Here is a 25,360-nt window from a genome sequence, read left to right as displayed (position 1 = left end):
CAACGCCATCAACAGCAACAGCAACAGCAACAGCAACAGCAACGAATCGTCGCACTCACCGCAGCTTGCTGGCGCGCAAGATCTTGTTACGAGCTCTGAGCAAGCAGCGCTGGGACCCACCTCAGAGCCCCCAATGCTGCTCTGCTTTCGGCTCTGGGTAGTACAGGTGCAGAACGTTTCAGCGATGTAGAACGTCGCGATCAAGCCTGTGCTATCGATCAGGCAGGCAGGCTCTCCGTCTGCCGGCTGTAGCGCTGGCGCCGAATCTCACGAAGCGACTTCGGATCGGACACAACGATCTCTGGGACAACGGCCAGGCGGTCAGCCATCTTGCCGTCGGTAAGAACGGGGTGCAGTTGGTAGAGCGCGTCGTCAATCTGCCAGGCGAGCTTCGCACGCTCCAAAGCACCGACAGCTTTGTTCACCGAGGGGTGGGACAGGGCCAGTAGTTCTCCCATGTCCCGCTGACTCAGGTTCACGGTGCCGAAGTCGGGGTCGAACCTGGCAAGAAACAAGTGTAGAAGCCGATGAGCGCTGGCAGTCAGGTCGACCAACGAGAGCACTTCGAACGTCTCCCGGCTAAGGACAACCGGAGCTGACGGAAGTGGGGCGATGTACGCCATGGTGCTGGTCCTTCCTGATCTTGGAGCTGTGATGGAGGCTGGCGGGGCGGGGATCGGGGTCAGAGGGCGGCAGAGCGCCCTGGCTGGGCCTTCCGGCCGGGCGCACGCTTCATCGGCACCACGTTCTCACTCACTGCCGCCTGCTTCGCCTTCTTCGCCGCGTCCTTGGCCGTGGCGCGGATTTCACGCCACTCCGCCGGGTGATCGGGGCCCGGCAGCAGGAAGGTGTCGCCAACGGCGCCCAGCCACTCCTGCTGCACCCTCTCATGATCCCCCGAACCGATGGCGACCGTCAGGAAGGGATTCAGCTGGAGCAGGCCACGTCCTGCTGGGCGGATCCAGGGAAGCGAGGAGAAGTACTGCATCGCTTCAGAAACCGTGGCGGCCGAAAGACCCGTGCGAGACTGAAGATCACGTTGGGTGGTTCGAACGTAACCAGAGGTGTTGGGGCGCTTTGGGGTGCCTCCGCCCATCCTCTGAAGTGAAAGCACCTTGCACCAGGTCTGGAACCAGCCGCCCGGAGCACGCAGGCTGCCGAGTACCTCCAGCATGATCCGCGCATCGGTGACGTAGCCGAGGACAGGTTCGCCGAGCGAGTCGTAGCCGGACTCGAACTCCCGAGACCTAATAGTCTGCACACGGACGATGACGTTGCCCTTGCGGTCGAGTTCGGTGATCACGCGCTGGCCCTTGGCGGGGAGCAGGCGGTCGGCCATCGCGGCACCCATCTCTGGTCATGAACGGAACGATCAAGACGGTAGCACAGACTTAACCACTCGGTTTCAGATTTTCAGAACAACACGGCCAAGTCAGTGCTACCGAGCAACTGCCGGCGTACGAAAGCAGGAGTCGCACCCCGCTGGAGGAGGTTTGTTTCAGAGATGCCTAACACCAGCACACCCTGGTGTTTCAGATATCTGAAACAGACGCCCCCAGATAAGTGCAGGTCAACCGCCGTTTTAGCGGATCTGCCTCTCATCTGTGACAGGAACCCGCCGTCGTGACGTGCGTAACACCAGGCCTCAGCAGCCCAACGCGACGTCCACCGCCTCAACCGGGGGCCTCCGGCGGGCTGGCTGTCCGTGCCGCTGCCGCCGCCCGGGTCGGGTACCCAGGACAGTCTGCAGGCCGGTCAGGGGCGGGGCTTACTGCGTAAGTCGCGGAAGTCCGGCTGCCGCCGGACCCGGGCCCTTGGGGGCCCTTTCCGCGCCTCCCCACCCAGGCACGAACCCCCTCCACCCTGCCGCCGGCCCCCAACCGGCAGGACGACCAGTACCCACCGCAGCAGCTCGCCTCGCTGCACACAGGGCGAGCAGGACGAAGCCAGGCAGTTCACCAGGAAGGCGGTACCCAGGACAGTCGACCTCGGCCCCGAGCGACCCCAACAACCCCGAACACGCACAACCCCATCCCGGCGCCCACTGCAGGGAAACTCCACCTGGTCGGCGGCTACAGGCCTTCCCGCTGCCGGATTCTGCCGCCAGCCGATGCCAAGCCCTCAAAACCGAATCTCCCCTGTCTAACGAGGTTGCGTACGGGAACCTCCGAATTGGCCGAAGGGCGATACTGCGGCAGGCGCCGCAGCCCCGTCTCGTAGCTCAGCACCCACTTAGAAGAGGGAGATGGCGTGTTTGCGCTGGTCAAAGGAGTATCGGCTCAACGATCTGTCCCCTCAGCCGGGACACATCGAAGGCGATCTGTCCCGGCTGAGGGGACAGATCACCTGGAAAATGTCGGTGAGACTGACATTAATCACACCAAAATGTCGGCCGGGCTGACGTTCTGTCGGGTGGCACGATACTTCAGCGTCTCGGGCGGAGCGTCGGCATGGGTGCACTGGGAGGCCCCATCCATCTGCGAATCAAATGGGTCGGCCTCCCGGCAGAGCTGCTTAAGGTGTCTGCCAGTAGGTCCTCGGATGCGTGGGGTTCGACGTTTGGTCCTGCCCTCAGGACCGAACGGCTCGGCGAGTCCTCCTCGCTGGCCCGACCGCAGGCTTCGGAGCCGGTGGATGAACTCCGCCGGTTTTGGCCTGGCCAGTAGGGCCAAAACCGCAACCGTTTGGCCCTACTGGCCAGGGCCAAACGATGCCTGATACAAAACTGGTGTTTCTGCAGGTCAAACACGGTTTTCGGCAGCGTCTTCTCGGCGGCGCCCTCTTATACTCCCGCCGTGCGGGAGAACCGGCGCTCCCGAGCCCGCAGGTCATCGGCGACCATCCACTCGCTCCCCACAAAAGGTGACCTGACCTGCTGTTTCATCCATCGAAAGCCTCCGGCAGGGCTACCGCTCCGTGCCGCTTCCGCTCCCCGGGCTCGGCATGGTTTGGCCCTACTGGTTCTTGCTGGTTGCGGCTACCGCGCAAGTCGCGGGATTCCGGCTGCCGCCGGAACCGGGCCCTTGGGGGCCCTTCCCGCGCCTACCGGTCAGGGGATGCCTGGCGTCGTCTCGGGCCGGGGAACCGGAGGACCAGGACGTGCCGGTTGCTGCGGCTCCCGTTGTGGTCGGTGAGGTGTTCGTCCTGGTAGTCGGTGAGGTCGGATGGAACAGGTTGTTAGCAGGTACGGGCCTGCGCATTCGGTCGGCCGGACGTTGCCGTGTCCGGCGTCCGGCCCCTCTCTGACCAAGGGCCGCCGCCCTTCCCGGGGCCTGCTGGGGGCCGCTGGCCGCGGAAACGGCCCCGGTGGCGCCGGCCTGCCGGACCGGCTACCGGTCAGAGCCAGCTGCAGGGAGCGACGAACACAACAGAACGCAGCAGGGAGACGTCGGTGCGGGGGCCGTTCCGGGGGGCAGTGACTCTGGTTTTGGGTCACTGGCTCAAAAATCCTGGGAAAAAGCTGGTCATGGGCTTACCAGTGGGACGGGAGCGACTGGAGCGACCAAAGGGCGCTGTATATCGGGTCAGCGTGCTGGGTCGTGGTCGTCATATATGGGGGGCTTCAGTCGCTTCAGTCGCTGTTTTGCGAGCGGCTGCTGCACTGAGCTGGGGTGATGGGGATCCGTGCCGTGAGCGGGGCAGCGGGGTTGGGTCGCTCGGGCGGGGAGTCGGTCGCTCGGGTGGGGGTGGGGGTTGTGTGGTGGTCGGTGGATCACCCGTTGCTCAGGGGACTCTTCCTGTCACACCGGGTTCGCTAGTCTGTCTCAGTCATTGGGTAGCTTGAGTCGCTGGTCGGGGGGTGACGGGTGGTTGCCAAACTGAGCCTTCCCCCGGGTGAGGTGGCTCTCGGGGGCGTCTGGCCCGGGTCGTTGGAGATCGCGCGGAATTGTGCGGCGCGGGGGTGGCCGGTGCATCCGCTCGCGCCCGGGGGGAAGGTTCCGGCGGCGAACTGTCCGGAGTGCCGGCCGGGCGGTCCGGGTGGGGCTCCGCACCGGCCGCAGGAGTGCGGGTGCCGGGCGGCCGGGCGGTGGTGCCACGGGTTCCATGCCGCGACCACGGACCAGGCGCGGATCGGGCAGTGGTGGGGCGGGCGGCCGGGTTTCGGTGTGGGGGTGGCGTGCGGGCCCGCGGGGCTGGTGGTCATCGACATCGACGCGCACCCGGGGGCCGTTCCGGCCCGGGACCGGATCCTGCCGGGCACCGGCATCGGCGAGGCGGTCGACCTGACGGGCCTCGCCAACGGTTTCCACTCGCTGGCCGTGCTGGCCGCGCTGTCGGGGCGGCCCACTCCGGTGGACGACGCCTCGACCCTGCGGGTGCGCACTCCGTCGGGGGGCATGCACGTCTGGTACCTGGCCGGGGGCGGGCGCTGGTCGTGCTCCTCGGGGAACGGCGGCGGCCGGGGGCTGGCCTGGCAGGTCGACGTCCGGGCGGAGGGCGGTTACATCGTGGCGCCCGGGACGGTCACGGCGGCCGGACGCTACCACCCGCTCCCGGGGGCGACCGAGCCGGCGGTCCTCCCGGACTGGCTGGCGCGGCAGTTGCGGCGCACCGGGCACCAGCCCCCGTCCGGGGCCGCGCCCGTCGGGCCGCGGCCGGTGCCGCCGCGGGCCCGGCAGGCGGTGCTCGCGGCGGGCGGGGCGGCTCCCGGGACGGCCCGGCTGGTGGCTGCGGCCGTGGAGCGGGTCGCCGAGGCCGTCCGTCCCGGCCAGGAGCGCCGGGCCGAGCAGATCATCCGCAGTGGCCTCGCCGCCGGCGAGCGCCACCCGCTGCGCCCCGGGAGGCGGCCTTGAGTTTCGATTCCGGGGCCGAGGCGCTGTTCGGCTTCGATCCGCAGGCCGTGGCCGCGCAGATCCTCGCCCAGCAGACGCGGGTGCTGGAGCCGTCCGTGCCGGCCCTGGTGCCGGTCGCGGAGCAGCCGGCCGCGGCGCGGGGCCTGCTGCCCGACACGCTGTCCGACCGGGGCAACGCGAAGCTCTTCGTGCGCCTGTACGCGGGTGACTACCGGCACGTCCCGGGGTTGGGCTGGTATCGCTGGGACGGTACCCGGTGGACCGCCGACGAGGACGACACCATCCTGTGGGCGGCCGGGGACCTGGCGGAGAGCATCGCGGTGCAGGATCCGCGCGGGCTGTTCTCCATGCAGGCGCTGCAGCAGCACCGTCGGCGGTCGCTGTCCACCGCCGGGATCAACGCGATGCTGGCGCAGGCGAAGTCGGCGCCGGGGATGGTGCTGTCCGCCGTGCAGCTGGACGCCGACCCGTACGTCTTGTGCACGCCGGCCGGTGTCGTCGACCTGCGCACCGGGGTGGTGCGCAGGTCCGAGCCGGACAAGGACTTCTACTCCCGGTCGACGAGCGTGGGTCCGGCGGACACGCCCACTCCGCGGTGGGACCGGTTCCTGGCCGACACCTTCGGGGAGGACGCGGCGGGGCGGGAGATGGCCGGCTTCCTCCAGTTGCTGCTGGGCTACTCGATCACCGGGGACGTGGGCGCGCAGGTGATGCCGTTCCTGTTCGGGTCGGGGAAGAACGGCAAGTCCGTGCTGCTGGACGTCCTGATGAAGCTGCTCGGGGACTACGCGGACGCGGCTCCGCCCGGGTTCCTGATGGCGCGTCCCTTCGAGGGCCATCCCACCGACCTGGCGGAGTTGCACGGCCGCCGGGTGGTGGTCTGCGCGGAGGTCAAGCCGGACGACAGGTTCGACGAGGCCCGGGTGAAGATGCTGACCGGCGGGGACCGGATCAAGGCGCGCCGGATGCGCCAGGACTTCTTCTCCTTCACGCCCACCCACAAGCTGTGGCTGCTGGGCAACCACCGGCCCCAGGTCGGTACCGGGGGGTTCGCGTTCTGGCGCAGGATGCGGCTGATCCCGTTCCTGAACGTGGTGCCGGACGAGCGCAAGATCGACAATCTGGCCGGGGTGCTGGTCGCCGAGGAAGGGCCCGGCATCCTCAACTGGCTCATCGAGGGTGCCCGCCGCTACCTGGGCGGCGACAAGGACCTCACCGGTCCGGCCAGCGTGCGGATCGCCACCACCGCCTACGCCGAGACCGAGGACCACACCGCGCGGTTCTTCGACGAGTCCTGTGCCGTGCACCCGGACCAGCGGGCGGAGCAGACCGCCCTGTACGCCGCGTACCGGACCTGGTGCCACAATGAGGGCGCGGTGGCCCTGTCCTCCCGGGCCTTCGCCCAGCGCGCCCGTGAACTCGTCGGTCTCGGCTCCCCCAAGGAAATGGTCCTGTCCAACAGCCGCAAGTACTATCCGGGGATCGGTCTTCTCACCGGACAGGAGCAGCAGCCGTGAGCTCCCTGATCAGCGACGACGAACTCGTCCACGAGGCGGAACTCGTCTGGCTGGAGGACATCAGCGCCCTCGACTACGTCCGCCAGAGCCTGGACCGGCTGCCGAACCGCCGCGGTCGGCCCGCGTACCACCGGGCGGGCCGGTTGGTGGGGTACGCGCAGTTGGGCCGGGAGGCGAAGGCGTCGCGGTCTTCGGGGACGTTCCGGCGGCGGGTGTTCTGGCTGCTGCCGCACGACCGCGACGCCCGGCCCGAGGGGTTGTACGCCACGGGGGCTCCGGCGGAGGCGGTCGATCCGGGGACGCTGGCGCCGGGGACGCGGGGTCGCAAGACGGAGCGTTCGGAGGGCGGGCCGCCCTCCAGTGCGATGCGGGAGCTGGGGATCACGCTGCCGCTGTGAGGCCGGGCCCCCGTTCCGGCGGGGGCCCGGTGCGGCGGGGCTACGCCGCGGTGGTGAGCGTGCGCAGTCCGGTGGCGCCGAAGGCGTGGGCGTTGTCGTGGGCCCAGGTCAGGTAGTCGGTGGGCTGCCGTCCGGTGAGGGCGGCCAGGTCGGTGCTCACCCGGGTCTTGGCTCCGGCGTGCTGGCGCTCGGCGCTCTCCAGGAGGGCCTGGGCCACCGGCAGCGGGTAGCGGCGGCACAGGCCGGCCAGGGCTTCGTGCGGCGGCAGTTCCTCGAAGCGCACGGGTCGGCCGAGCGCCCGGCCGATGGCGTCGGCCTGTTGGGCCGGGCTGATCGCCTCGGGGCCGGTGAGCGCGTAGGTGCGGCCGTGCTGGCCGGGGCTGGTGAGCACCTGGACGGCGGCGCGGGCCACGTCGCGCGGGTCGATGCAGGCGTTGCGGGTGGTGCCGCCCAGGGCCCGCACCACGCCGTCCTCGCGGATCGTCCGGGCCCATCCGAGGGTGTTGGTCATGAAGGCGCGCGGCCGCAGGAAGGTCCACTCCATGCCGGAGGTGCGGATGAGTTCCTCGTTGTCGCGCTGCCAGCGGGTGACCAGGTCGTGCGCGCCCTGGTCCTCGACCGCGAGGGCGGAGAGTTTGACCAGGGAGCGGACGCCGGCCGCGGCGGCGGCCTCGACCAGGATCTCGTCCTGCCAGGGGCGGCAGGGGTCGCAGGTGACCACGAACACGGTCTCGACGCCGGCCATGGCGGCGTGGATGCTCGCCGGCCGGTCGTAGTCGCCGCGCACGACCTCGAAGGGGTTGCCGGGGCGTTCGGGGACGCCCGTGCCGCTGCGGCTCAGGACCCTCACCGGCGTGTCCTGGGGGAGTCGGCGCAGAATCTTGCGCCCCACCGTGCCGCTGCCGCCAGTCACCAGGATCATTCTCTTCACCTTGTCAGTCATCGGTTCTCGGAAAGGAGTGCGGTGCGCGCGGGGCGCGGTTCCGGTCAGCCGGGCGGGAGGCCCGGGGTGTCCTGCCAGGCGGCGGGGCGGTCGGCGGCCGCGACGCAGCGGGGGGTCTGGCTGCCGCGCCAGCCGGGGCCGACGGTGCGGGGGTCCACGGACTCGGAGGGCGCGCCGTAGGCGTAGGGCCCTTCGGGCCGGGTGTCGCGGTCGTGGGGCAGCAGCCAGAACACCCGGCGGCGGAACGTGCCCGAGGCGGGGGAGGCGGGGGCGTCGGGGTGGAGCACGGCGTAGCCGACCAGTCGGCCGGCGCGCTGGTGGCGGGGCCGGTCGTGGCGGTCGGGCAGCCGGTCCAGGCTCTGGCGGACGTAGTCGAGGGCGGTGATGTCCTCCAGCCACACCAGTTCGCTCTCGTCGGCGAGTTCGGCGGGCTCGATCAGGGCGCTCATCGGGTGCCTCCCCTGGGGTCGGTGGTTCGGGGGCCGGTGCCGCGGACGGTGGAGAGCGTCTGGTCCACCCGGGCGGCGAAGGTGCGTCGGGGGACCGGTGCGGCGTCCTCGGTGCCGCACCAGTCCTGGTAGGTGCGGTAGAGCCGGGTCCGGGCGGCCGGGTCGTCCGCGGCGGCGAGGTGCTGGTCGAGGAAGCGCGCGGTGTGGTCCTCGGTCTCGGCGTAGGCGGTGGTGGCGGTGCGGACGCCGGCGGGGCCGGTGAGGTCCTTGTCGCCGCCGAGGTAGCGGCGGGCGCCGTCGATGAGCCAGTTGAGGATGCCGGGTCCTTCCTCGGCGACCAGCACTCCGGCCAGGTTGTCGATCTTGCGTTCGTCCGGCACCACGTTCGGGAACGGGATCAGCCGCATCCTGCGCCAGAAGGCGTCTCCGCCGTTGGCGACGCGCGGGAGGTGGTTGCCCAGCAGCCACAGGGTGTGGGTGGGGGTGAAGGTGAACGGTTCCCGGCGCATCCGGTGGGCGGTGACGGGGCCGTTGCCGGTGAGCAGTTCCACCCGGGCCTCGTCGAAGCGGTCCTCCGGGTCGGGTTCGGTGCACACGATGATGCGGCGGCCGTGCAACTCGGCCAGGGTGGTGGGGTGTTCGTCGAAGGGGCGGGTCATCAGGAAGCCGGGCGGGGCGGCGTCGGCGTAGTCGCCGAGCAGTTTCATCAGGACGTCCGTCAGCACGGACTTGCCGTTCTTCCCGGATCCGACGAGGAAGGGCATCACCTGCTGCTCGGCCCGGCCGGTGAGGGAGCGGCCGAGGAGCAGGTGGAGGAAGCCGGTGGTCTCCCGGCCGGCGGCGTCCTCGCCGAAGGTGTCGGCCAGGAAGCGGTTCCAGCGCGGGGTGGGGGTGTCCGCCGGACCCACGCTCGTCGACCGGGAGTGGAGGTGTCCGTGCGGTTCGGGCGCGGTGAGCGTGCCGGTGCGCAGGTCGACGACGCCGGCCGGGGTGCACAGCGCGTACGGGTCGCTGTCGAGGCGGGAGGCGGGCGCGGCCAGGCCGGGCAGGTGCCGGGCCCGGTCGAGGAGGCCGGTGATCCCGTCGGTGGAGAGCACGTTCTCCGACAGGCCGTGCAGGAGGGGGGCGCCGCGGTGTTCGAACGCGGGGGCCGTCAGCGCGTCGGCCATCTCGCCGGCGGCCCACAGGGCGGCTCCCTCGGCGTCGGGCTGCCAGCGGTGGCCGGACCAGCGGTACCAGCCCAGGCCCGGGACGTGGCGGAAGCTGTCGCCGTACAGCGAGGCGAACAGCCGGGCGGCGCCGTCCAGCGGGTCGGTCCAGGTCGGGCGGTACCCGGTGGCGGGCCGGGGTGCGGGGTCCGGGCGGGTCGCGGCGGCGGCGCCGGCCGCGGCCGGGTACCGCGCGTCGGCCGGCAAGGCACGCGGTACCCGGCTCACTGGTGTCCTCCCCGGCGGTCGTGGGGGTTCCGGGGAGGGGTCGGGGGTGCGGGGAAGCGGGGTCCGCGGCCGTCCGCGGGGCCGCGGGCGGGGCGCACGGGCCGGCCCTGGGCCGCGCGGGGCGGGCCGGAGTGCTCGGGGCGCATGGGTCGCTTCCTCTCGACGGTGCGGTGGTTTCGGCGGGCCGCGGCGGGCGGGGTGCCGGTCAGGCGCGGTGGGGCCGCAGGGCGGCGGTGGCCGCCAGCACCGGCCGGCCGTTCTGCACGGCGGTGACCGAGAAACGGGCGTCGCCCGACTCGCTGTCGGACAGCCGGGTGCTGTGGAGCCAGCAGGGGCTGTCGAGTTCGGTGTAGCGCTTGAACGAGCAGCGCAGGGCGACCAGGTCGGCCGCGGGGGTGCCGAGGCCGGTGTAGGCGGCCTGGCGGACGGCCTCCAGCAGGAGCATGCCGGGGACGTGGTCGACGGGGTGGTCGAACAAGCCGGGGTGGGTGACGTCGACGCGCAGCTGGTGGCAGGTCGGGGAGTTGGTGGCGGACAGGACCACGTCGCGGAAGTCCTGGCGGCCGGCGCCGGACGCGGACAGCGGGGGGGCGAGCGGGACGGCGCGGGCCACGGAGCGTTCGAGGTCGGCGTACTCGCCGCGCAGTCGGGCGTAGACGGCCGGGGACTGGCTGGTGAACGAGGTGGCCGCGGTGGCCAGCGGGCGTCCGTCGGCGGTGATGTCGGCCTGCACCCTGGCCGAGGCCAGCCGTCCGGCGCGGCGCACCGTGTCGGAGGCGGTCATCCGCAGGTCGATCTCGGTGGGGCCGGGGCCGATGGCGAGGCCCTCGGGGTCGAAGGCGGCCTCGAAGTCCATCCAGGTCTGGCGGTCCGCGGCCGGCGCCCCGAGTTCGGCGTGGCCGAGCAGCAGGACGGCCTGGCGGAACGCCTCGACGACGAGCACGGGGTCGAGGCCGGCGTGGGGGGCGCGGTAGATGCAGTGGTCGTCGGGCAGCACCGCGGTGACGTGGTGGGTGCCGGGGGCGCCCTCGTGCCAGCGGGTCGGGAGGACCTCGGAGGGGTTTCTCTTGTGCACCAGCGTCGCGATGGTGCGGGAGAGGTCGGTGGTGACGGTCGTGTCGTGCTCGAGATCCGTGGACATGCGAAGCCCCCCTGGGTCAGAACAGGAGGCGGCGGAGGCCGCCCCGACCAGCACAACATAACGAGTGCTCGGTTTATTGTCACAGAGATCGAGTAACTTTTTGATAACGGTGGAGAATGTCGATTCTGTCGATGGTCACAAGCCAGCCACCCCCAAGATGACTCAAAAGCCCTACATAGCAGTCAATTTGGACATGCAGCCTAGGAGGAAGGCGCCAATCCGGCTCGGGGCTTTACCAAGAGAAGGTAAAGAAAAGTAAAGAAAAGATAAGTTGAGGAGGGGTGAAGTTCGATACGATAGCGATCGTTCTTAACGTTTTGGAGGGATCGTGGTGCGTGAAGAGCTGAAGCAGGAGCGGGCGGTGCAGACCCGCGCCGCCCTTCTCATGGCGGCGGCGGAGGCCTTCGACGAGTCCGGCTACGCCGGCGCCAGCGTCGCGAAGATCCTGGAGCGGGCCGGACTGACCCCGGGGGCGATGTACTTCCACTTCAAGAACAAGGAGGCGCTCGCCACGGCCGTGGCCGCCTCCCAGCAGCAGACGGTCGTACCGCACCTGGAGTCCGAGGGCATCCAGCGGGCGGTGGACACCACGCTGCTGTGGGCCAGGCAGCTGCGGACGGATTCGGTGCTGCGGGCCGGGGTGCGGCTCGGCGTCGAGCGGGACGCGCTCGAACTGCACGACGCCACCACCTTCGACGCCTGGACCGAGATCCTGGCCGGGTTCCTGCGCACCGGGGCCGAGCGGGGCGAACTCCAGGCCGGGGTCGACGTCCACGAACTGGCCGAGTACATCGTCTCCTGCTGCACCGGCATCCAGATCTACTCCGAGGCCGCCACCCGCCGGGCCGACCTGACCGAACGCCTGGTGCGGATGTGGCAGATGGTGCTGCCCGGCGTCGCCGTGCCCGCCGTGGTCGCCCGGATCGACCTCAGCGGCGCGCGCCTGTACGCGGCCGCCGCCACCGGGAGCTGACCCCGGGCGCGCGGTGACCGCCGCGCTCGACTCCTTCGGCGGGCTGGACCGCGCCTTCAGCAACGCGGGTTACGGCACGGCCGGCGTGCCGCTGCACGAGATCCCGCGCGACGTCTTCGAGCGCACCCTGGCCGTCAACGTCGGCGGCGTCCGGAACTGCCCGCAGGCTCGGATGCCCGCCATGCCGAAGAACGGCGGCGGGGCCACCGCCAGCTGAGCCCCGCCGGTGCCGGAGCCCGGCCGCGCGTCCCGGACGGACGCGCGGCCGGGATCCGGCGTTCCCGCTCCGCCCGCCCCGCCCGCCCTGCTCCCGCCCTTCCCCGCCCGGGCTCCGGCCTCGGATCGGAACTCCACAAGAATAAAGCGAGCAACCGCTTTGTTTTTGCGGGGTTGCGGCGCTACAGTCATCCCGTGAACAGAGGCGCGCCGGGCCGTCCGGCGCCGGAAGGGACGTGTGGCCATGGGGCGGGCACGTGAGGGGCAACGGTCGGTCCGCGCGGAGCGGACGAGGGCGGAGCTGGTGCGGGCCGCGGCCCGCACCTTCGACCGCGACGGCTTCGGCGGGGCCTCGCTGCTGCGCATCAGCGGCGAGGCGTCCGCCTCGCTCGGGGCGCTGACCTTCCACTTCCCCTCGAAGTCGGCGCTGGCCGACGAGGTGCAGCGGCAGGCCCGCGACGTGGTCCGGGCCCTGATCGCGCAGACCGCGATCGCCGGGGCCGAACCCCTGGAGGCGGCGCGGCTGCTGACCCGGGACCTGGTCGGCGCGCTGGAGCGGGACGACCGGGTGCGCGGTGCGGCGCGGCTGCTGCGGGAGCGCGAGGGCGCGGGCCCCGGGTGGATGGTGGAGTGGGCGGTGGCCGTGCAGCTGCAGTTCGCGCGCGCCGCCCGGGCCGGCCTGCTCGCCCCCCGGGCCGAGCCGGAGGAGGTCGCGGCGCTGGTCCAGTACTTGATGGTCGGCGTCGAGGCGGCCGTGCGCGGCCGGGACAGCGGGGTGTACCCGCTGCAGTCCGCGCGGCTGTGGGAGTTGCTGGAGCGGGGCATCGCCGCGTCGTGAGCCGGTCGTGAGCCGCAGGAGAACGCCCGTCACGATCAGCATATGCCGATCCGAAGTAGCCCTGTAAAACAAAGCGAGCATTCGCTATTGTGTTGATGCGGCTGGGGGACGGTCCACAGCGATGACAGAGGAAGGCGGACAGCCATGACGGTGACCTCCATCGGTACCGTCCCCGACGCGGACCTGCGCACGCTCGTCGCCCGGGAGGTGCACGACCGGATCGGCAGCGGACTGGCGCTGGTCCTGCGCCGCCTCGACCTGCTGGAACACACCCCGGCGAGCCAGGCCGAGAGCCGGAGCGGCCGGCTGGAGGACGTCCGGGCCGCCCTGTCCGAGGCCCTCGGCGCCACCCGCGAACTCGTCGCCACCCTGCGCGGCGCCCCGCCCGCCGACGGCGCGAGCGCCCCGGCGCCGCCGCTGGAGGCGGCGCTGCGCGACTACCTGCGCGCCGCCGCCCCCGCCGGGACCGAGGTGCGGCTGCGGGTCTACGGCGACGACAGCCGCCTGCCCGGGCCCGTCGGCGACGAGGTGTTCGTGATCGTCCGCGAGGCCCTGCGCAACGCCCTCGCCCACGCCGGGGCCGGCCTGGTCAGCGCGATCGTCACCGTCGCCCCGCACGAGGTCTGCGCGACGGTGCGCGACGACGGCGACGGCTTCGACCCGGCGGCCGTCCGGCGCCCCGGCCGCGCCAACGGCCTGCTCGCCATGGAGGAGCGCGCCGCCGCGCTCGGCGGCACCGCCACCGTCTCCTCCGCACCCAGGCAGGGCACCGAGGTGTCCCTGTGGATCCCGATCGACGAGAGGAAGAACGACCATGACTGACCGCCGGATCCGCATCCTGGTCGCCGACGACCACACCCTGCTGCGCGAGGCGGTGTGCGAGATGCTGGGCACCGAGGACGACTTCGAGGTCGTCGCCCAGGCCGGGGACGCCGTGTCGGCCGTGCGGCTGGTCGCCGAGCACCGCCCCGACGTCGCGCTGCTCGACATCCGGATGCCGCACAACGACGACCCGGTCGCCACCGTGCGCCGCATGCTCCAGTACTGCCCCCGGCTGCGGATCGTCATCGTCAGCACCGACGACCACCCGCTGCTGGTACGCCAGTTGGTCGCCTCCGGCGTGTGCGGCTACGTCCACAAGAGCGCCTCGTGGCAGACCATGACCGCGGCGGTGCGCCAGACCCGCGGCCCCGAGCAGGCGGTGGTGACCCTCTCCCTGCCCACCGGCCGCGCCGCCGACCCCGGGACCGGGGACGGGACGGCGGACGAGCGGCGGCTGTCGGCCCGCGAGATCGAGGTGCTGACGCTGGTGGCGGCCGCCCTGAGCAACCGCCAGATCGGTGCCCGGCTCGGCATCACCGAGGGCACCGTCAAGCGCCACCTGCGGAACCTGTTCGACAAGCTCGGCGCCGTCTCCCGGATAGACGCCGTCAACAAGGCCGTCGCCACCGGCCTGGTCCGGCCGCACCAGCCGCAGCGGTCGCAGCGCTCGGCCGCCTGAGCGCTGCGACCGCGGGGCGGGGCCCGGACGGCCCGGCCCGCGGGGGCCGGGCGCTCAGATGCTCAGGTAGCCGCCGTCCACCGGGATGGCGCTGCCGGTCACGTAGGAACTGGCGTCGCCGGCCAGGAAAAGCAGCGCCCCGTCCAGTTCGTACAGCTCGCCGGCCCGGCGCATCGGGGTGCGGCGCTCGACCCAGGAGCGCCCCTTGTCGTTCTCCAGCATGTCGGCCGTCATCTCCGACCAGAACCAGCCGGGGCACAGGCTGTTGACCCGCACCCCCCGGTGGGCCCACTGGGCGGCCAGGTCCCGGGTCAGGTTCACCACCCCGCCCTTGCTCGCCGCGTACGCCGCCTGCGGCAGGCTCCCGCTGCCGACCATCCCGTAGACCGAGGCCACGTTGACGATGCTGCCGCGGCCCCGTTCGAGCATGCCCGCGCCGATGACGCTGCTGAGGGCGAACACCGCGGACAGGTTGACCGAGACGATGGCGTCGAAGCTCTCCGGGCTCTGCCGCTCCGCGGGCACCACCTCCGACAGGCCCGCGTTGTTGACCAGGACGTCGATCGGGCCGAGCTGCTCGGCGACGGTGCGCACCAGCTGCTCGCGCTGGTCGGCGCGGGTCACGTCGCACACCACCGGCAGGCTGCCCGGCAGCTCCTCGGACAGCAGGCGCAGCGGCTCCTCGCGGCGGGCCGTCAGCACGACCCGGGCGCCGGCCGCGCTGAGCACCCGGGCGAAGTGCGCGCCGATCCCGCTGGAGGCGCCGGTCACCACCGCGACGCGGCCGTCCAGCCGGAACATCGCGGTGGGGTCGGGCAGCGCCGCGGTGTCGCGGGCGGGGCGCGGCGGGGTCTGGGTCGGGGTCTGGATTGCGGTGGTCATCTCACATCACTTCCACAACGGCGGCGGACCAGGTGAAACCTGCGCCGGCACTGAGCAGGACGAGGAGTTCGCCGGGGCCGGCCGCCCCGGTGGCGAGCAGGTCGGCGAGGTTGGCGACGGCGTCGCCGGCGCCCAGGTGGCCGGTGTCCCCGCCCAGGTCGACGACCGGGGCGGAGCAGGCCGCCAGGAACGCGAGCCGGTAGGGGCCGTCCATCACGTGGCGGGCCAGCCGGGGCAGCCCGGCCGCCCGCAGCCGGGCGTCGTCGGGCGCGACCCGGGCGTCGGCCAGCGCCCGGCCCACCACGTCGACCACCGCCCGGCAGGCGACGGGGCCGAAGTCCAGCTCCGGGCGCAGGGCGCGGAACTCCTTCTTCGACACCCGGGGCAGCAGCGTCTTGGTGCCGCTGACCGGCGCCGGGGTGAACGGGGCGTTGCCGCGGTGCATGCCCTCCAGGGCGGCCACCGCGACGGTGGCGACCGACAGCAGCCGCACCGCGCCGGCGTGCGGCACCCGGTCCACCAGCACCGAGGTCGCGCCGTCGCCGTAGGCGACGCCGTAGTCCCCGCCCCAGCGGTCGAAGCCGGGCGCCGGGAAGCAGTCGGCCGTGGTCACCAGGGCCGGCCCGGCGCCGGGGTCGACCGCCAGGTCGCGCGCGGCCCGGTCGACGGCGGTCAGCCCCCCGTTGCACATCTGCTGGATGCCGAGCGGGACGGCGGCGGCGGCGCCCAGCCGGTCGGCCAGGTAGTGCGCCGGGGACCAGAACTCGTGGCCCTGGTGGTGCGTCCAGGCGTGCAGCAGCGCGCCCAGGTCGGCCGCCGGCAGCCCGGCTTCCGCCAGGGTGCGCCGGGCCGCGCGCTCGGCGAGCTCCACCGGGGCCGCCGTGGCGGTCGGCAGCCCGCGGTAGCCGTACCGCTCGGCGTCCTGCGCGCTGATCAGGGCGTCGGCGACGGCCTGCTCGCGGGTGTGGAGGCCCTCGCCCAGGACGGTCGCCGGGGCGCTGAGGTAGACCGCGTCAAACCGCATCGCGCACCTCCCCGGCGGGGCGCCGGGCCGCGGTGCTGCCCAGCTCGACGTACAGGGAGGCGACGGCGGTGCCGTCCTGCTCGAAGTCGACCCGGGCGCCGACCCGGCCGGGGACGCTGCCGTCGACCGGTCCGACCCGCACGGTGATGTCGGAGTCGAGTTCGGCGAAGCGCAGGTAGGAGGCGTCCACCCGGCGCAGGAACAGCTTGGACGGGGCCAGGCCCAGGTGCTCGCCGGCGGCGAACAGGGCGGCCTGCCGGGCCGCCTCCATCATGACCGGTCCGGGCACGTGGTCCTGGGGGTGGTCGAACATGCTCGGGTGGGCGACCGGGACCCGCAGCCGGGCCACCGCGCCGTCGGCGCTCGGCCGGACGTCCCGCAGCACCACGTTCGCGTCGCGCTCGCGGCCCACCAGGTGCGGGGCGAGCGGGGCGCCGCCGGTGTGCCGCTCGACGGTGTCGGAGGTGGGCGGCAGCGTGTCGCGGTGGCCCATCCGCAGTTTCTGGTAGACCGCGTCGGGGCGCTGGGCGGTGTCGACGGTGACGGTGCCGGCCTCGTGGCCGCCGGCCGTGACCCGCACCTGGTGGACGACCCGGGAGACCGCCCCCTCGTACTCCTTGACCAGCAGCACCGAGCCGAGCAGGACCAGGTCCAGCGGTCCGGCGGCCCGCAGCGGCTCGGGGTCGGTGATCTCCATCCGGGCGGTCGCGGTGATCGACTTGGTGGCGGAGCCCGCGTCGTGCTGCAGGTGCATCGCGCACAGCAGCATCTGCCGCACGCCCTCGAACACCGCGAGCGGGTCGTGCATGGCGGGGCTGCCGGTGTGGTCGCCGTAGTAGGCGTGGTCGGCGGGCAGTTGGGCCGCGGCGTGGAAGGTCGTCGCGTCCACCGAGCGGAAGTCGGTCAGGAAGACCTCGGCCAGCGCGGCCCGGTGCACCAGGTGCCGGGAGACGGTGCGCTGGGTGGCGAGGTCGGCGGTGTCCGTGCGGGCGGTGCCGGCGCCGCGGGCGGCGTCCGCGCGGGGGGCGCCGGCGGGGCGGGCCGCGTCGCGGGGGAAGGTGATGACGGTCATGGCGGTGGCTCCAGGAGGTGGGAGGGCTCGGGCCGGGGCTTCAGGGGGCGGGGACGGGGGCCGCGCCGTCCAGCGCCTGCCGGAGCAGTTCCCCGACCTCGCGGGCGGCCTGCTCGGCGTCGCGGAAGAGCACCGCGTGCCAGCCCGCCTCGCGGGCGCCCTCGGTGTTCTTCTCGACGTCGTCGACCAGCACGCACGCCTGCGGCTCGACGCCGGCCAGCCGGGCCGCGAGCCGGAACATCTCCGGTTCCGGCTTGCGGGTGCCGACCCGGTGGGAGCAGACGACGGCGTCGAAACGGGAGTCGTCGGCGACGGCCGCGCGGTGCCGCTCCCACGACGGCGGCAGGTTCGACAGCAGGCCCACGAACGCGCCGCTCGCGCGGAAGGCCGCCAGGTGCGCGGCCCAGGCCCGGTTCGCCGGCCGGCCGGCGAACCAGCGGTCGCCGAAGTCCGACAGGTCGCACTCCAGGCCGAAGGTGCGCTCCAGTTCCGCCTCGACCTCCTTGGCCCAGGTGTCCTCGTCGAGCAGCGGTATGTCGAGCACGCCCATGGAGTCGGTGCCGTGGGCTTCGCCCACCAGCCGCATCGACTCCTTCAGCGCGTGCAGCGGTATGCCGTAGCGGGTGCTGAACTCGCGGAAGGTGGTGTCGACCGGCTGGGTCAGCACACCGCCGAAGTCGGTCCACACGGCGAACGGCGGGGCGGCGGCGGAAGCGGGGGAGGACAGGGGGGAGGACACCGCGGGGGCTCCTTCGGGACGGGGCGGGACGGCGGACGGGGCGGAACGGAGGACGGGGCGGAACGGAGGACGGGCGGGCGGCGGGGCACGGGCGGGCCGGGCCGGCGGCGGGGCACGGGCCGGCTAGAGCCGGTAGAGCAGGCCGCCGAAGTACCAGCCGGAGCCGACGGCGGTGGACAGCACCAGGTCGCCGCGGTGCAGGACCCCGGTGCGCAGGTACTCCGACAGCGCGATCGGGATGGAGGCGCAGCCGGTGTTGCCGCGGGTGGCGAAGTTGGTCAGGAACTTCTCCCGGGGCAGGTCCAGCCCGTCGCGCACCCCGGCGTGGATGGCGTTGTTGCCCGGGTGGGGCACCAGCCAGTCCAGGTCCGAGGTCTTGAGCCCGTTGCGCTCCAGCACGTCGCCGGCGACCCGGAGGCTGGAGCCGACGGCGAGGTCGATCAGTTCGGGGCGGGGCCGCAGCCAGCCCTCCGGCGGCCGGGCCGCGACGGTGTCGGCCTGGGTGGAGTCGCAGTCGAGCACCGAGTCGAGCAGGGCGCTGCCGTCGCCCGGGTCGCCCTTCTCCAGCACCACCGCGCCGGCCGCGTCGCCGAAGACCAGCTGGCCGCGGGTGCCGGGGCGGGCCCGGTGGGAGAAGCGGTCGGCGGCCACCACCACGGCGCGCCGCCAGCCCGGGTGGGCGGTCAGCATCGAGGCGGCGATCTGCACCCCGTGGACGAAGCCCGTGCACGCGCCGCACACGTCGAAGGCCAGCGCCCCGTGCGCGCCGAGGGCGGTGGCGACGCCCGGCGCGATCTCCGGGATCCACTGCCGGTCGGTCCAGTTGGCCAGGACCACCAGGTCGGTGTCCTCGGCCGCGTGCCCGGCGTCCTCCAGCGCGGCCCGGGCCGCGCGGACCGCCATGTACTCCACGGTCTCGTCCTCGGCGGCGACGTGCAGGCTGCGCACGCCCAACTCGTCGGCGGCGCCCGGCGGGTAGGTGCGGCCGCCGAGGGTCACCTCGCCCTGGTGGCTGCGCAGTTCGCGGGGGAAGTAGTGGCCGAAGCCGGAGAACCTGAGGCCGGATCCGGTCCAGGTGCTGCCTTCGGTGCGGGTGTGCATGGTCGGGCTCCTCGGTGCGGGGTGTGGGGTGGGCGGGGCGGCGTCAGCGGTAGCGGCCGTCGGGGTCCAGGGCGCGCAGCGCCGCGAGCTCCCGCTCGGTGACGGGCTCCTCGGGCACGGCGGTGTCGGTCCGGGCGTTCCAGCCGGTGCGGGTGGCGACGGCGTGCGCGGCCTGCCGGGCGACCTCTTCCGGGGCGTGCTCCGCCGGGTCGGCGTCGGACAGCCAGGTGGCCAGCCGGAACGGCTCCTCGGGGGCGTCGCGGACGAACCTGCCGAAGTCGCTGACCACGGACTTGACCCGGTGTCCGGGGCTGGTGCGGTAGGCGACCCGCTCCACGTAGCGGCGCCGCGAGGAGGGGGCGATCACCACGCAGTCGGTGCTGGAGGCGATGTCGTTGGCGCCGCCCGAGCCGGTGAGCCAGCGGCCGTCGCCGGAGACGCTGGTGTTGATGGTCCCGGTGCCGTCGATCTCGGCGGCGGCCAGCACCCCGAGCGCCCGCGGGTTGGCCGCGACCATGCCGCCGAGGATCTCCGGGATGCCCGCCAGCATCTCGCTGCCGGCCGCGTGCAGCAGGCTGAACAGGAACACGTCGCCCTGCTGCGGGGTGAAGCCGTACATGCCGAGTTCGGCCGTCACCTTCACGTCGCGGCCCTCGTCGCGCAGCAGGTCGGCGGCCAGCCAGGCCGCCATGTGCGAGGAGCCGATGCCGGCCAGCAGCGTGTCGTAGCCGTGCGCGCGGACCTGCGCGGCGACCTCCCGGGCGCCCAGGACGATCAGGCGTTCCTGCCGGGTGGGGGGCGGCGGCGCGGCCGGGGCGGGGAGTTCGGCGGGACGTTCCAGCAGCGCGGTGCCGGCGCGGCCGGCCGCCCGGGCGGCGACCTGGTGGCCGAGGGGTGCGCGGGGCGCGGGCACCGGGACGGGTGCGGTGCGGCCCGCCCGCTGCTCCGGGCCGCGCGGGTGCGCTCCGGTGCCGGGGCCGGTACCGGTGGCGGTGGCGGCCGGTTCGGCGGGTTCGGCCAGTTCGGCGAGCCGGACGCAGCCCAGGCGGTTCAGGTAGCCCTCGTGCGAGCCGGTCCCCTCCACCCAGGTGCGGTACCAGTCGCGTCCGCGCTCGGGGCCGTGGCAGGAGTCGACGATCTCCTCCAGGAAGGCGTAGTCGTCGCGGTAGCCGGTGACCCCGGCGAGGCCGCCGGTACGCAGCGCCTGCGGGTGGGCGCCCATCGGCGCCTCGCACAGGCCCAGCACCCGGGTGCCGGGGATCAGCACCCGGTCGGCGATCGCCCGCAGCTCCTCGCGGCTGACGATCCGTTCGACCGAGGCGACCACTCCGCGCTTGGCGGCGTAGGCCGCCCAGGCGCCCTCGCCCAGCGGGGGCACCAGCGCGAGGTTGCCGTCCTCGTCGGCGGCCACCGCGTGGATGAGGGTGACGTCCGGCCGCAGCGGTGCGGCCAGGGTGACCTCGGCCCGCGGGTCGGCCGGGTCGGGCACCCGGAACAGGGTGTCCGGCTTGTCCTCGGCCAGGTCCGTCCCGGCCAGCGACCCGGTGGCCGCGTACGGGGCGCCCGTGGCTCCGGCGATCAGCCGCTGCACGTAGCTCAGCAGCGACCAGGCCTCGAACGCGAACGGCTCGCCCTGCGGCAGCCGTTCGTACAGCGGGTTGGGGCGGGGGGAGGGGTAGGTGTCCCCGGCGAAGCCGGCGATGACCTTGTCGGCGACGCCGGACAGCGCCAACGCGTGCGCGGAGGAGTGGACCGCGGTGGTGCTGACCGTCAGGTGGCCCCGGTCCCCGAGGACCCGGCACAGGGCGTGGGTCAGCGCGTTGGGCCGCGAGGGGGTGCCCGCCAGGTGGACGTGCTCCCCGGGCCGGACCAGGGCGCGCACCAGCGCGTCGGGGTCCGCGGCGATCAGCGGCGCGTTCACGCCGCCGCTCCCAGGGCCACCACGGAGGTCTGGCTGCCGAAGGCGAAGGACATCGAGACGGCCAGGTCGAGTTCGGTGCGGCGGGCGCCCTCGAAGACGTGGTCCTGGTCGCACTCGGGGTCGATCGAGCTGAGGTTGATGGTGGGGGCGATCGTCTGGTGGTGCAGCATCAGGCTGGTCGCGGCGGTGTTGATGATGCCGGCGATGCCGAAGGTGTGACCGTAGATCGGCTTGTTGGAGCTGAGCGGGGGCAGCTTGCCGGCGCTCAGCTCCGGGTACAGCGCGCGCAGGGCCCGGGACTCGGCGATGTCGTTGTAGCGGGTGGCGGTGCCGTGCGCGCAGTAGTAGTCGACGTCGGCCACCGAGCGCCCGGCCACGGCGAGGGCGTCCTCGACCACGGACGCGGTGACCTTGCCGGTCAGGTCCATGGTGGTGGGGTGCGCGGCCTCGTTCAGGGAGGCGACGGACAGGATCTCCGCGTACACCCGGGCGCCGCGCGCCCGGGCCACCGATTCGCGCTCCAGGCAGAGCACCACGGAGCCCTCGCCCAGGGCGAAGCCCTCGCGGTCGTTGCTGTAGGGGCGCACCGCGCGGGTCGGGTCCTCGCGCTCGGAGGAGATCACCCCGTGGCCCATGGCCCGGTAGCAGGCGGCGACCTCGGGGACGATCGGGAACTCGTGGCCGCCGACCAGCATCGCGTCCGCCGCGCCCGAGCGCAGTTCCCGCACCGCCAGGCCGATCGCCTGGTGGCCGCCGACGCAGGCGTTGCTGACGGTGGTGACCAGGCCCTGGGCGCCGTTGTAGATGGCCGAGAGGCTGGCGGGGCAGCCGGGCAGGCCGCGGAACATGGCGCCCTTGTCGCCGAACGCCGCCGGGTCCGCGCCGGTGAGCACGTCGCGCCACCAGGAGAACGGGCCGCGCGAGGAGGACATGATGATGCCCAGCCGGCGCGGGTCCACGTCACCCGTGGCGAGTCCGGCGTCGCGGCGGGCCTCGGCGACCGCGGACATCGCGATCAGGATCTCCCGGGAGTACTTGGCGGCGTGCGGGTCGGTGAGCTCCGGGAGGAACGGGTGGTGGTCGAAGCCGGATATCTCGGCCGCGGCGTACACCGGCAGGCCGGCCTCGGCGCCGTCGAATCGGGTCAGCCGGCCCACCTGGGAGCGGCCGCCGGAGATGTTGGACCAGAACTGGTCGACGGACAGTGTGTTCGGGAGGACCACACCGATTCCCGTGACCACGACGCGGTCGGCGCCCTGGCTGAGGAATGACGATGGGGAACTCTTACGGGTGTTCCGTTCGGAATCGTTGCTCGTCATGCGGGAAACACTACGAACGCGGACCGGGAATTCCATGGGCTCTCCGGTACTCGAATTCCGGTCCGCCCGGTACCGCGGGTACCGGGCGGTGCTTTCCGGACGCTTTCCCCGGCGGTTCTCCGGGTGGTTTCCCGGGCGGTGCCCGCCGCGTGGTCCGCGAACGCCGGGAAGCCGGCTCCCGCCCGCTTCCGGGAGGGGACCGGCTTCCCGGTGGCGCCGGTTCACTCCGGCTGGAACCGCTTGAGCTCGCGGCGGGCCAGCGAGGCGCGGTGCACCTCGTCCGGGCCGTCGGCCAGGCGCAGCGTGCGGGCGTGCGCCCACAGCTGGGCGAGCGGGAAGTCCTGGGAGACGCCACCGCCGCCGTGCGCCTGGATCGCCTTGTCGAGGACCCACTCCGCCATCACCGGAACGGCGATCTTGATGGCCTGGATCTCGGTGTGCGCGCCCTTGTTGCCGACGGTGTCCATCAGCCAGGCGGTCTTCAGCACCAGCAGCCGGGCCTGTTCGATCCGCACCCGGGACTCGGCGATCCACTCGCGGATCACGCCCTGCTCGGCCAGCGGCTTGCCGAACGCGGTCCGCCGGGAGACCCGTTCGCACATCAGCGCGAAGGCCCGTTCGGCCATGCCGATCAGCCGCATGCAGTGGTGGATCCGGCCCGGCCCGAGCCGGGCCTGCGCGATGGCGAAGCCGCCGCCCTCCTCGCCGATCAGATTGGCGGCCGGGACCCGGACGTCGGTGAAGACCACCTCGCCGTGGCCGCCGTGGGCGCCGTCGGTGTAGCCGAAGACGGTGACCCCGCGCTCCACCCGCACGCCCGGGGTGTCCCGGGGCACCAGCACCATCGACTGCTGGCGGTGGCGCTGCGCGCCGGGGTCGGTCTTGCCCATCACCACCAGCAGTTCGCACTCGGGCGCCATCGCCCCCGAGGACCACCACTTGCGGCCGTTGATCACGTACTCGTCGCCGTCGCGCTCGATCCGGGTGCCGATGTTCGACGCGTCGGAGGAGGCGACCTCCGGCTCGGTCATGCAGAACGCCGAGCGGATCTCGCCCTCCAGCAGCGGCTTGAGCCAGCGGTCCTGCTGCTCCGGGGTGCCGAACGCGGCCAGGACCTCCATGTTGCCGGTGTCCGGCGCCGCGCAGTTGACCGCCTCGGGGGCCAACTGCGGGCTGTGGCCGGTCAGTTCGGCCAGCGGCGCGTACTGCAGGTTGGTCAGGCCGGCGCCGAACTCGTCGCCCGGCAGGAAGAGGTTCCACAGCCCCTGGCGCCGGGCCTCCGCCTTGAGGTCCTCCAGCACCGCCGGGCGGCCCCAGGGGTCGCCGGCCAGGTGCTGGGCGGCGAAGACGGGCTCGGCGGGCAGCACGTGCTCGTCCAGGAAGGCCCGCATGCGGGCCAGGAGGTCCTGGGTGCGGGCGTCGTAGGCGAAGTCCATCGGGTCATCTCCGAATCGGGGCGCGGGCGCGTACGGGGGTGCGGGCGCCGCGGGCGGGCGCGGACGGGGTGCGGGAGGGGCGGTGCGGGGGCGGTGCGGATGCGCGAGCGGGCGGGGCGCCGGCCTGGTCGGCCCGGGTCAGCCCAGGGCGCGCAGCGCGGCGTGGCCGCGGTCGACCAGCAGCGCGACCGCCGGCGCGAGGTCGGCGGACTCCTCGCCGAGGGTCAGCCCCTGCACCGTGCGGCAGTGGATGCCCTCCAGGATCGCGGCGATCTTGTAGAAGGCGAACGCGACGTACCAGTCCAGGTCGTCCAGCGGCACCCGGCCGTGCCGGGCGTAGCGCTCCACCACCGCCGCCCGGTCGGGCCACCCGGGCAGCACGCCGGGCGAGGGGACGGGGGCGCGCGCGATGCCGGCGAAGCCGTCCCAGTACATGCACAGCATGCCCAGGTCGGACAGCGGGTCGCCGAGGGCGGACATCTCCCAGTCCAGCACCGCGGCCACCCGTCCGGGGTCGCCGGGCGCGAACAGCAGGTTGTCCAGCTTGTAGTCGCCGTGCACCAGCGCGGCCCGCGACGAGCGCGGCAGGCGCGCGGCCAGCAGGTCGTTGAGCTCGTCGGCGCCGGCGACCTCGCGGGTGCGGGAGGCGTCCCACTGCTTGCGCCAGCGCCGCACCTGGCGCTCCATGAAGCCCTCGGGCCGGCCGAAGCCGTCCAGCCCGACCGCCCGCGGGTCCACCGCGTGCAGCTCGGCCAGGGTGTCCACCAGGGCGTGCGTGGTCAGGGCCGCGGCCCCGGCGTCCAGCGGGGCCAGGTCGGCGTCGCTGCGGTAGGTGCCGCCCACCGCCAGCTCCATCACGTAGAAGGGCGCCCCGATCACCGAGGTGTCCTCGCACAGGCCGAACGGGCGGGGCACCGGCACCGGGGTCGGCGCCAGCGCGGCCAGGACCCGGTACTCGCGGCCCATGTCGTGCGCGGTCGGCAGCACGTGGCCCAGCGGCGGGCGGCGCAGGACCAGGTCCCGCTCCCCCCAGCTCAGCCGGTAGGTCAGGTTCGAGCGGCCGCCCGCGAGCAGTTCCACGCGGCCGAGCGGCCCGGGCGTCGCGGGCAGGGCGTGCTCTAGCCAGGCCGACAGCCGGGCGGCGTCCAGTGCCGCCGTCCGGGCCGGCGGTGCGCCGGTGTCCAATGTGCTCTCCACTTCGTACGGGCTCCTCGACCGGCGCGGCCGAGGTCCCGGACGCCGGGGGTGCGTCCAGGACCTCGGGAAGCCGCTCAGCTGTCCGCGATGAGCTTGCCGCCCGCGCCCCAGCTCTCCGGGCCGGTCTCCTGGATCCACACCTGGACGGTCTCGGCGGGAATCGCGTACGCCTCCACGAAGGCGTCGGTGATCCGCGCGACCAGGTCGCGCTTCAGCTCGACGGTGCGCGGGCCCTGCTGGACGGTAACGATCGGCATTTCATCCTCCAGTAATGCGGTGGCGGTCGGGGCCCGGGGAGTCCCGATTCCCGGCCGCCCGGGATGAGGAAAACGCTACGGCCCGCCCGGGGACCGGCCAAGGAGAATTCACCCATCGATTCCGGCCGTGTGTCGGAAGAGGCACCGGCGCTTTTTTGCGGGTGTTTCCTCGGAGGTGTTCCGCGGCTTTTCCCGCGCGGCCCGCCG

Annotated in this window: 25 protein-coding genes; 9 read left to right on the top strand and 16 right to left on the bottom strand. The window is 73.1% G+C overall.

Annotated features, from left to right (window positions below):
* A partial coding sequence (locus ABD345_RS30915; protein ID WP_344556945.1) for a hypothetical protein occupies window positions 1-190 on the top strand: 190 nt, incomplete at its 5' end.
* 28 nt (window positions 191-218) lie between these two features.
* On the opposite strand, the gene ABD345_RS30910 is transcribed toward ABD345_RS30915, so the two are convergent.
* Complete coding sequence (locus ABD345_RS30910) at window positions 219-623, bottom strand: helix-turn-helix domain-containing protein (RefSeq protein ID WP_344556943.1); 405 nt, start codon at window positions 621-623, stop codon at window positions 219-221.
* A gap of 59 nt (window positions 624-682) precedes the next feature.
* Entirely contained in the window at window positions 683-1,339 is a 657-nt protein-coding gene (locus ABD345_RS30905) for a hypothetical protein (protein WP_344556942.1), read from the bottom strand.
* Window positions 1,340-3,875: 2,536 nt separating this feature from the next.
* Here ABD345_RS30905 and ABD345_RS30900 point away from each other — a divergent pair.
* Genes ABD345_RS30900 through ABD345_RS30890 form a run of 3 tightly spaced genes read left to right on the top strand, consistent with a single transcriptional unit; the run spans window position 3,876 to window position 6,708 of the window.
* Window positions 3,876-4,793: a bifunctional DNA primase/polymerase gene (locus tag ABD345_RS30900; RefSeq protein WP_425556897.1), complete on the top strand. Its 918-nt coding sequence runs from the start codon at window positions 3,876-3,878 to the stop codon at window positions 4,791-4,793.
* Window positions 4,790-6,310 (top strand): DNA primase family protein, encoded by a 1,521-nt coding sequence (locus ABD345_RS30895; protein ID WP_380276756.1) that lies wholly within the window; start codon window positions 4,790-4,792, stop codon window positions 6,308-6,310. Before ABD345_RS30900 ends, ABD345_RS30895 begins: the two co-directional genes overlap by 4 nt.
* A complete protein-coding gene (locus ABD345_RS30890) occupies window positions 6,307-6,708 on the top strand; it encodes a DUF6009 family protein (RefSeq protein WP_344556940.1) in 402 nt (133 codons plus the stop codon). Before ABD345_RS30895 ends, ABD345_RS30890 begins: the two co-directional genes overlap by 4 nt.
* A 40-nt stretch (window positions 6,709-6,748) precedes the next feature.
* Here the strand turns inward: ABD345_RS30890 and ABD345_RS30885 are convergent, their stop codons facing one another.
* The 4 genes from ABD345_RS30885 to ABD345_RS30870 form a co-directional block, all read right to left on the bottom strand.
* The gene (locus ABD345_RS30885) at window positions 6,749-7,630 is read right to left on the bottom strand and encodes an SDR family oxidoreductase (protein ID WP_344556938.1); all 882 of its coding nucleotides are present in this window, start codon (window positions 7,628-7,630) and stop codon (window positions 6,749-6,751) included.
* Between the two features lie 65 nt (window positions 7,631-7,695).
* Window positions 7,696-8,100: a DUF6009 family protein gene (locus ABD345_RS30880; RefSeq protein WP_344556936.1), complete on the bottom strand. Its 405-nt coding sequence runs from the start codon at window positions 8,098-8,100 to the stop codon at window positions 7,696-7,698.
* Window positions 8,097-9,515, bottom strand: a complete 1,419-nt coding sequence (locus tag ABD345_RS30875; protein WP_344556934.1) for a DNA primase family protein — start codon at window positions 9,513-9,515, stop codon at window positions 8,097-8,099. Before ABD345_RS30875 ends, ABD345_RS30880 begins: the two co-directional genes overlap by 4 nt.
* Before the next feature lie 226 nt (window positions 9,516-9,741).
* Entirely contained in the window at window positions 9,742-10,677 is a 936-nt protein-coding gene (locus tag ABD345_RS30870) for a ScbA/BarX family gamma-butyrolactone biosynthesis protein (protein WP_344556932.1), read from the bottom strand.
* A gap of 331 nt (window positions 10,678-11,008) precedes the next feature.
* Here ABD345_RS30870 and ABD345_RS30865 point away from each other — a divergent pair, with 331 nt between their 5' ends.
* The 5 genes from ABD345_RS30865 to ABD345_RS30845 all read left to right on the top strand — a co-directional run bounded on the left by ABD345_RS30865 (window position 11,009) and on the right by ABD345_RS30845 (window position 14,205).
* Window positions 11,009-11,650, top strand: coding sequence for a ScbR family autoregulator-binding transcription factor (locus ABD345_RS30865; RefSeq protein ID WP_344556930.1), 642 nt, complete (start codon window positions 11,009-11,011; stop codon window positions 11,648-11,650).
* Window positions 11,651-11,663: 13 nt separating this feature from the next.
* Window positions 11,664-11,867 carry an SDR family NAD(P)-dependent oxidoreductase gene (locus tag ABD345_RS30860; RefSeq protein ID WP_344556928.1) on the top strand — a complete coding sequence of 68 codons (204 nt, stop codon included), beginning with the start codon at window positions 11,664-11,666 and terminating at the stop codon, window positions 11,865-11,867.
* 243 nt (window positions 11,868-12,110) lie between these two features.
* Window positions 12,111-12,704 (top strand): TetR family transcriptional regulator, encoded by a 594-nt coding sequence (locus ABD345_RS30855; protein WP_344556926.1) that lies wholly within the window; start codon window positions 12,111-12,113, stop codon window positions 12,702-12,704.
* Between the two features lie 144 nt (window positions 12,705-12,848).
* Window positions 12,849-13,526: a sensor histidine kinase gene (locus tag ABD345_RS30850; protein ID WP_344556925.1), complete on the top strand. Its 678-nt coding sequence runs from the start codon at window positions 12,849-12,851 to the stop codon at window positions 13,524-13,526.
* Window positions 13,519-14,205 carry a response regulator gene (locus ABD345_RS30845; RefSeq protein ID WP_344556924.1) on the top strand — a complete coding sequence of 229 codons (687 nt, stop codon included), beginning with the start codon at window positions 13,519-13,521 and terminating at the stop codon, window positions 14,203-14,205. Before ABD345_RS30850 ends, ABD345_RS30845 begins: the two co-directional genes overlap by 8 nt.
* 54 nt (window positions 14,206-14,259) lie before the next feature.
* Here the strand turns inward: ABD345_RS30845 and ABD345_RS30840 are convergent, their stop codons facing one another.
* From ABD345_RS30840 to dmpI, 10 genes are all read right to left on the bottom strand, one after another.
* Window positions 14,260-15,087, bottom strand: coding sequence for an SDR family NAD(P)-dependent oxidoreductase (locus ABD345_RS30840; RefSeq protein WP_344556923.1), 828 nt, complete (start codon window positions 15,085-15,087; stop codon window positions 14,260-14,262).
* Between the two features lies 1 nt (window position 15,088).
* The gene (locus ABD345_RS30835; protein WP_344556922.1) at window positions 15,089-16,111 is read right to left on the bottom strand and encodes a ketoacyl-ACP synthase III family protein; all 1,023 of its coding nucleotides are present in this window, start codon (window positions 16,109-16,111) and stop codon (window positions 15,089-15,091) included.
* Complete coding sequence (locus ABD345_RS30830) at window positions 16,101-17,183, bottom strand: AfsA-related hotdog domain-containing protein (RefSeq protein WP_344556921.1); 1,083 nt, start codon at window positions 17,181-17,183, stop codon at window positions 16,101-16,103. Before ABD345_RS30830 ends, ABD345_RS30835 begins: the two co-directional genes overlap by 11 nt.
* 40 nt (window positions 17,184-17,223) lie before the next feature.
* Window positions 17,224-17,922 carry an HAD-IA family hydrolase gene (locus ABD345_RS30825; protein WP_344556920.1) on the bottom strand — a complete coding sequence of 233 codons (699 nt, stop codon included), beginning with the start codon at window positions 17,920-17,922 and terminating at the stop codon, window positions 17,224-17,226.
* Window positions 17,923-18,045: 123 nt separating this feature from the next.
* On the bottom strand, window positions 18,046-19,023 hold the full coding sequence (locus ABD345_RS30820; RefSeq protein WP_344556919.1) for a ketoacyl-ACP synthase III: 978 nt from the start codon (window positions 19,021-19,023) through the stop codon (window positions 18,046-18,048).
* Window positions 19,024-19,066: 43 nt separating this feature from the next.
* On the bottom strand, window positions 19,067-20,944 hold the full coding sequence (locus ABD345_RS30815) for a CoA-transferase (protein ID WP_344556918.1): 1,878 nt from the start codon (window positions 20,942-20,944) through the stop codon (window positions 19,067-19,069).
* Window positions 20,941-22,185 (bottom strand): beta-ketoacyl-[acyl-carrier-protein] synthase family protein, encoded by a 1,245-nt coding sequence (locus ABD345_RS30810; RefSeq protein WP_344556953.1) that lies wholly within the window; start codon window positions 22,183-22,185, stop codon window positions 20,941-20,943. The genes ABD345_RS30815 and ABD345_RS30810 overlap by 4 nt, the downstream gene beginning before the upstream one ends.
* A gap of 299 nt (window positions 22,186-22,484) precedes the next feature.
* Window positions 22,485-23,699, bottom strand: a complete 1,215-nt coding sequence (locus ABD345_RS30805) for an acyl-CoA dehydrogenase family protein (protein ID WP_344556917.1) — start codon at window positions 23,697-23,699, stop codon at window positions 22,485-22,487.
* A gap of 138 nt (window positions 23,700-23,837) precedes the next feature.
* Window positions 23,838-24,896: a phosphotransferase family protein gene (locus ABD345_RS30800; RefSeq protein ID WP_344556915.1), complete on the bottom strand. Its 1,059-nt coding sequence runs from the start codon at window positions 24,894-24,896 to the stop codon at window positions 23,838-23,840.
* A gap of 74 nt (window positions 24,897-24,970) precedes the next feature.
* Window positions 24,971-25,153: a 4-oxalocrotonate tautomerase DmpI gene (gene dmpI, locus ABD345_RS30795; RefSeq protein WP_344556914.1), complete on the bottom strand. Its 183-nt coding sequence runs from the start codon at window positions 25,151-25,153 to the stop codon at window positions 24,971-24,973.
* Between the last annotated feature and the right edge of the window lie 207 nt (window positions 25,154-25,360).

This window comes from Kitasatospora saccharophila (assembly GCF_039529925.1).
In the GTDB taxonomy this organism is placed as follows: domain Bacteria; phylum Actinomycetota; class Actinomycetes; order Streptomycetales; family Streptomycetaceae; genus Kitasatospora; species Kitasatospora saccharophila.
This window is presented reverse-complemented; position numbering and strand designations above follow the sequence as displayed.

What these genes read in the sequence shown, in the direction of transcription:
- ABD345_RS30835 (WP_344556922.1), bottom strand. Translation starts at nt 16,111, where the DNA reads ATGCGGTTTGACGCGGTCTACCTCAGCGCCCCGGCGACCGTCCTGGGC.
- ABD345_RS30885 (WP_344556938.1), bottom strand. Translation starts at nt 7,630, where the DNA reads ATGATCCTGGTGACTGGCGGCAGCGGCACGGTGGGGCGCAAGATTCTG.
- ABD345_RS30905 (WP_344556942.1), bottom strand. Translation starts at nt 1,339, where the DNA reads ATGGCCGACCGCCTGCTCCCCGCCAAGGGCCAGCGCGTGATCACCGAA.
- ABD345_RS30840 (WP_344556923.1), bottom strand. Translation starts at nt 15,087, where the DNA reads ATGACCACCGCAATCCAGACCCCGACCCAGACCCCGCCGCGCCCCGCC.
- ABD345_RS30850 (WP_344556925.1), top strand. Translation starts at nt 12,849, where the DNA reads ATGACGGTGACCTCCATCGGTACCGTCCCCGACGCGGACCTGCGCACG.
- ABD345_RS30845 (WP_344556924.1), top strand. Translation starts at nt 13,519, where the DNA reads ATGACTGACCGCCGGATCCGCATCCTGGTCGCCGACGACCACACCCTG.
- ABD345_RS30910 (WP_344556943.1), bottom strand. Translation starts at nt 623, where the DNA reads ATGGCGTACATCGCCCCACTTCCGTCAGCTCCGGTTGTCCTTAGCCGG.
- ABD345_RS30855 (WP_344556926.1), top strand. Translation starts at nt 12,111, where the DNA reads ATGGGGCGGGCACGTGAGGGGCAACGGTCGGTCCGCGCGGAGCGGACG.
- ABD345_RS30830 (WP_344556921.1), bottom strand. Translation starts at nt 17,183, where the DNA reads ATGACCGTCATCACCTTCCCCCGCGACGCGGCCCGCCCCGCCGGCGCC.
- ABD345_RS30870 (WP_344556932.1), bottom strand. Translation starts at nt 10,677, where the DNA reads ATGTCCACGGATCTCGAGCACGACACGACCGTCACCACCGACCTCTCC.
- dmpI (WP_344556914.1), bottom strand. Translation starts at nt 25,153, where the DNA reads ATGCCGATCGTTACCGTCCAGCAGGGCCCGCGCACCGTCGAGCTGAAG.
- ABD345_RS30880 (WP_344556936.1), bottom strand. Translation starts at nt 8,100, where the DNA reads ATGAGCGCCCTGATCGAGCCCGCCGAACTCGCCGACGAGAGCGAACTG.
- ABD345_RS30820 (WP_344556919.1), bottom strand. Translation starts at nt 19,023, where the DNA reads ATGCACACCCGCACCGAAGGCAGCACCTGGACCGGATCCGGCCTCAGG.
- ABD345_RS30805 (WP_344556917.1), bottom strand. Translation starts at nt 23,699, where the DNA reads ATGGACTTCGCCTACGACGCCCGCACCCAGGACCTCCTGGCCCGCATG.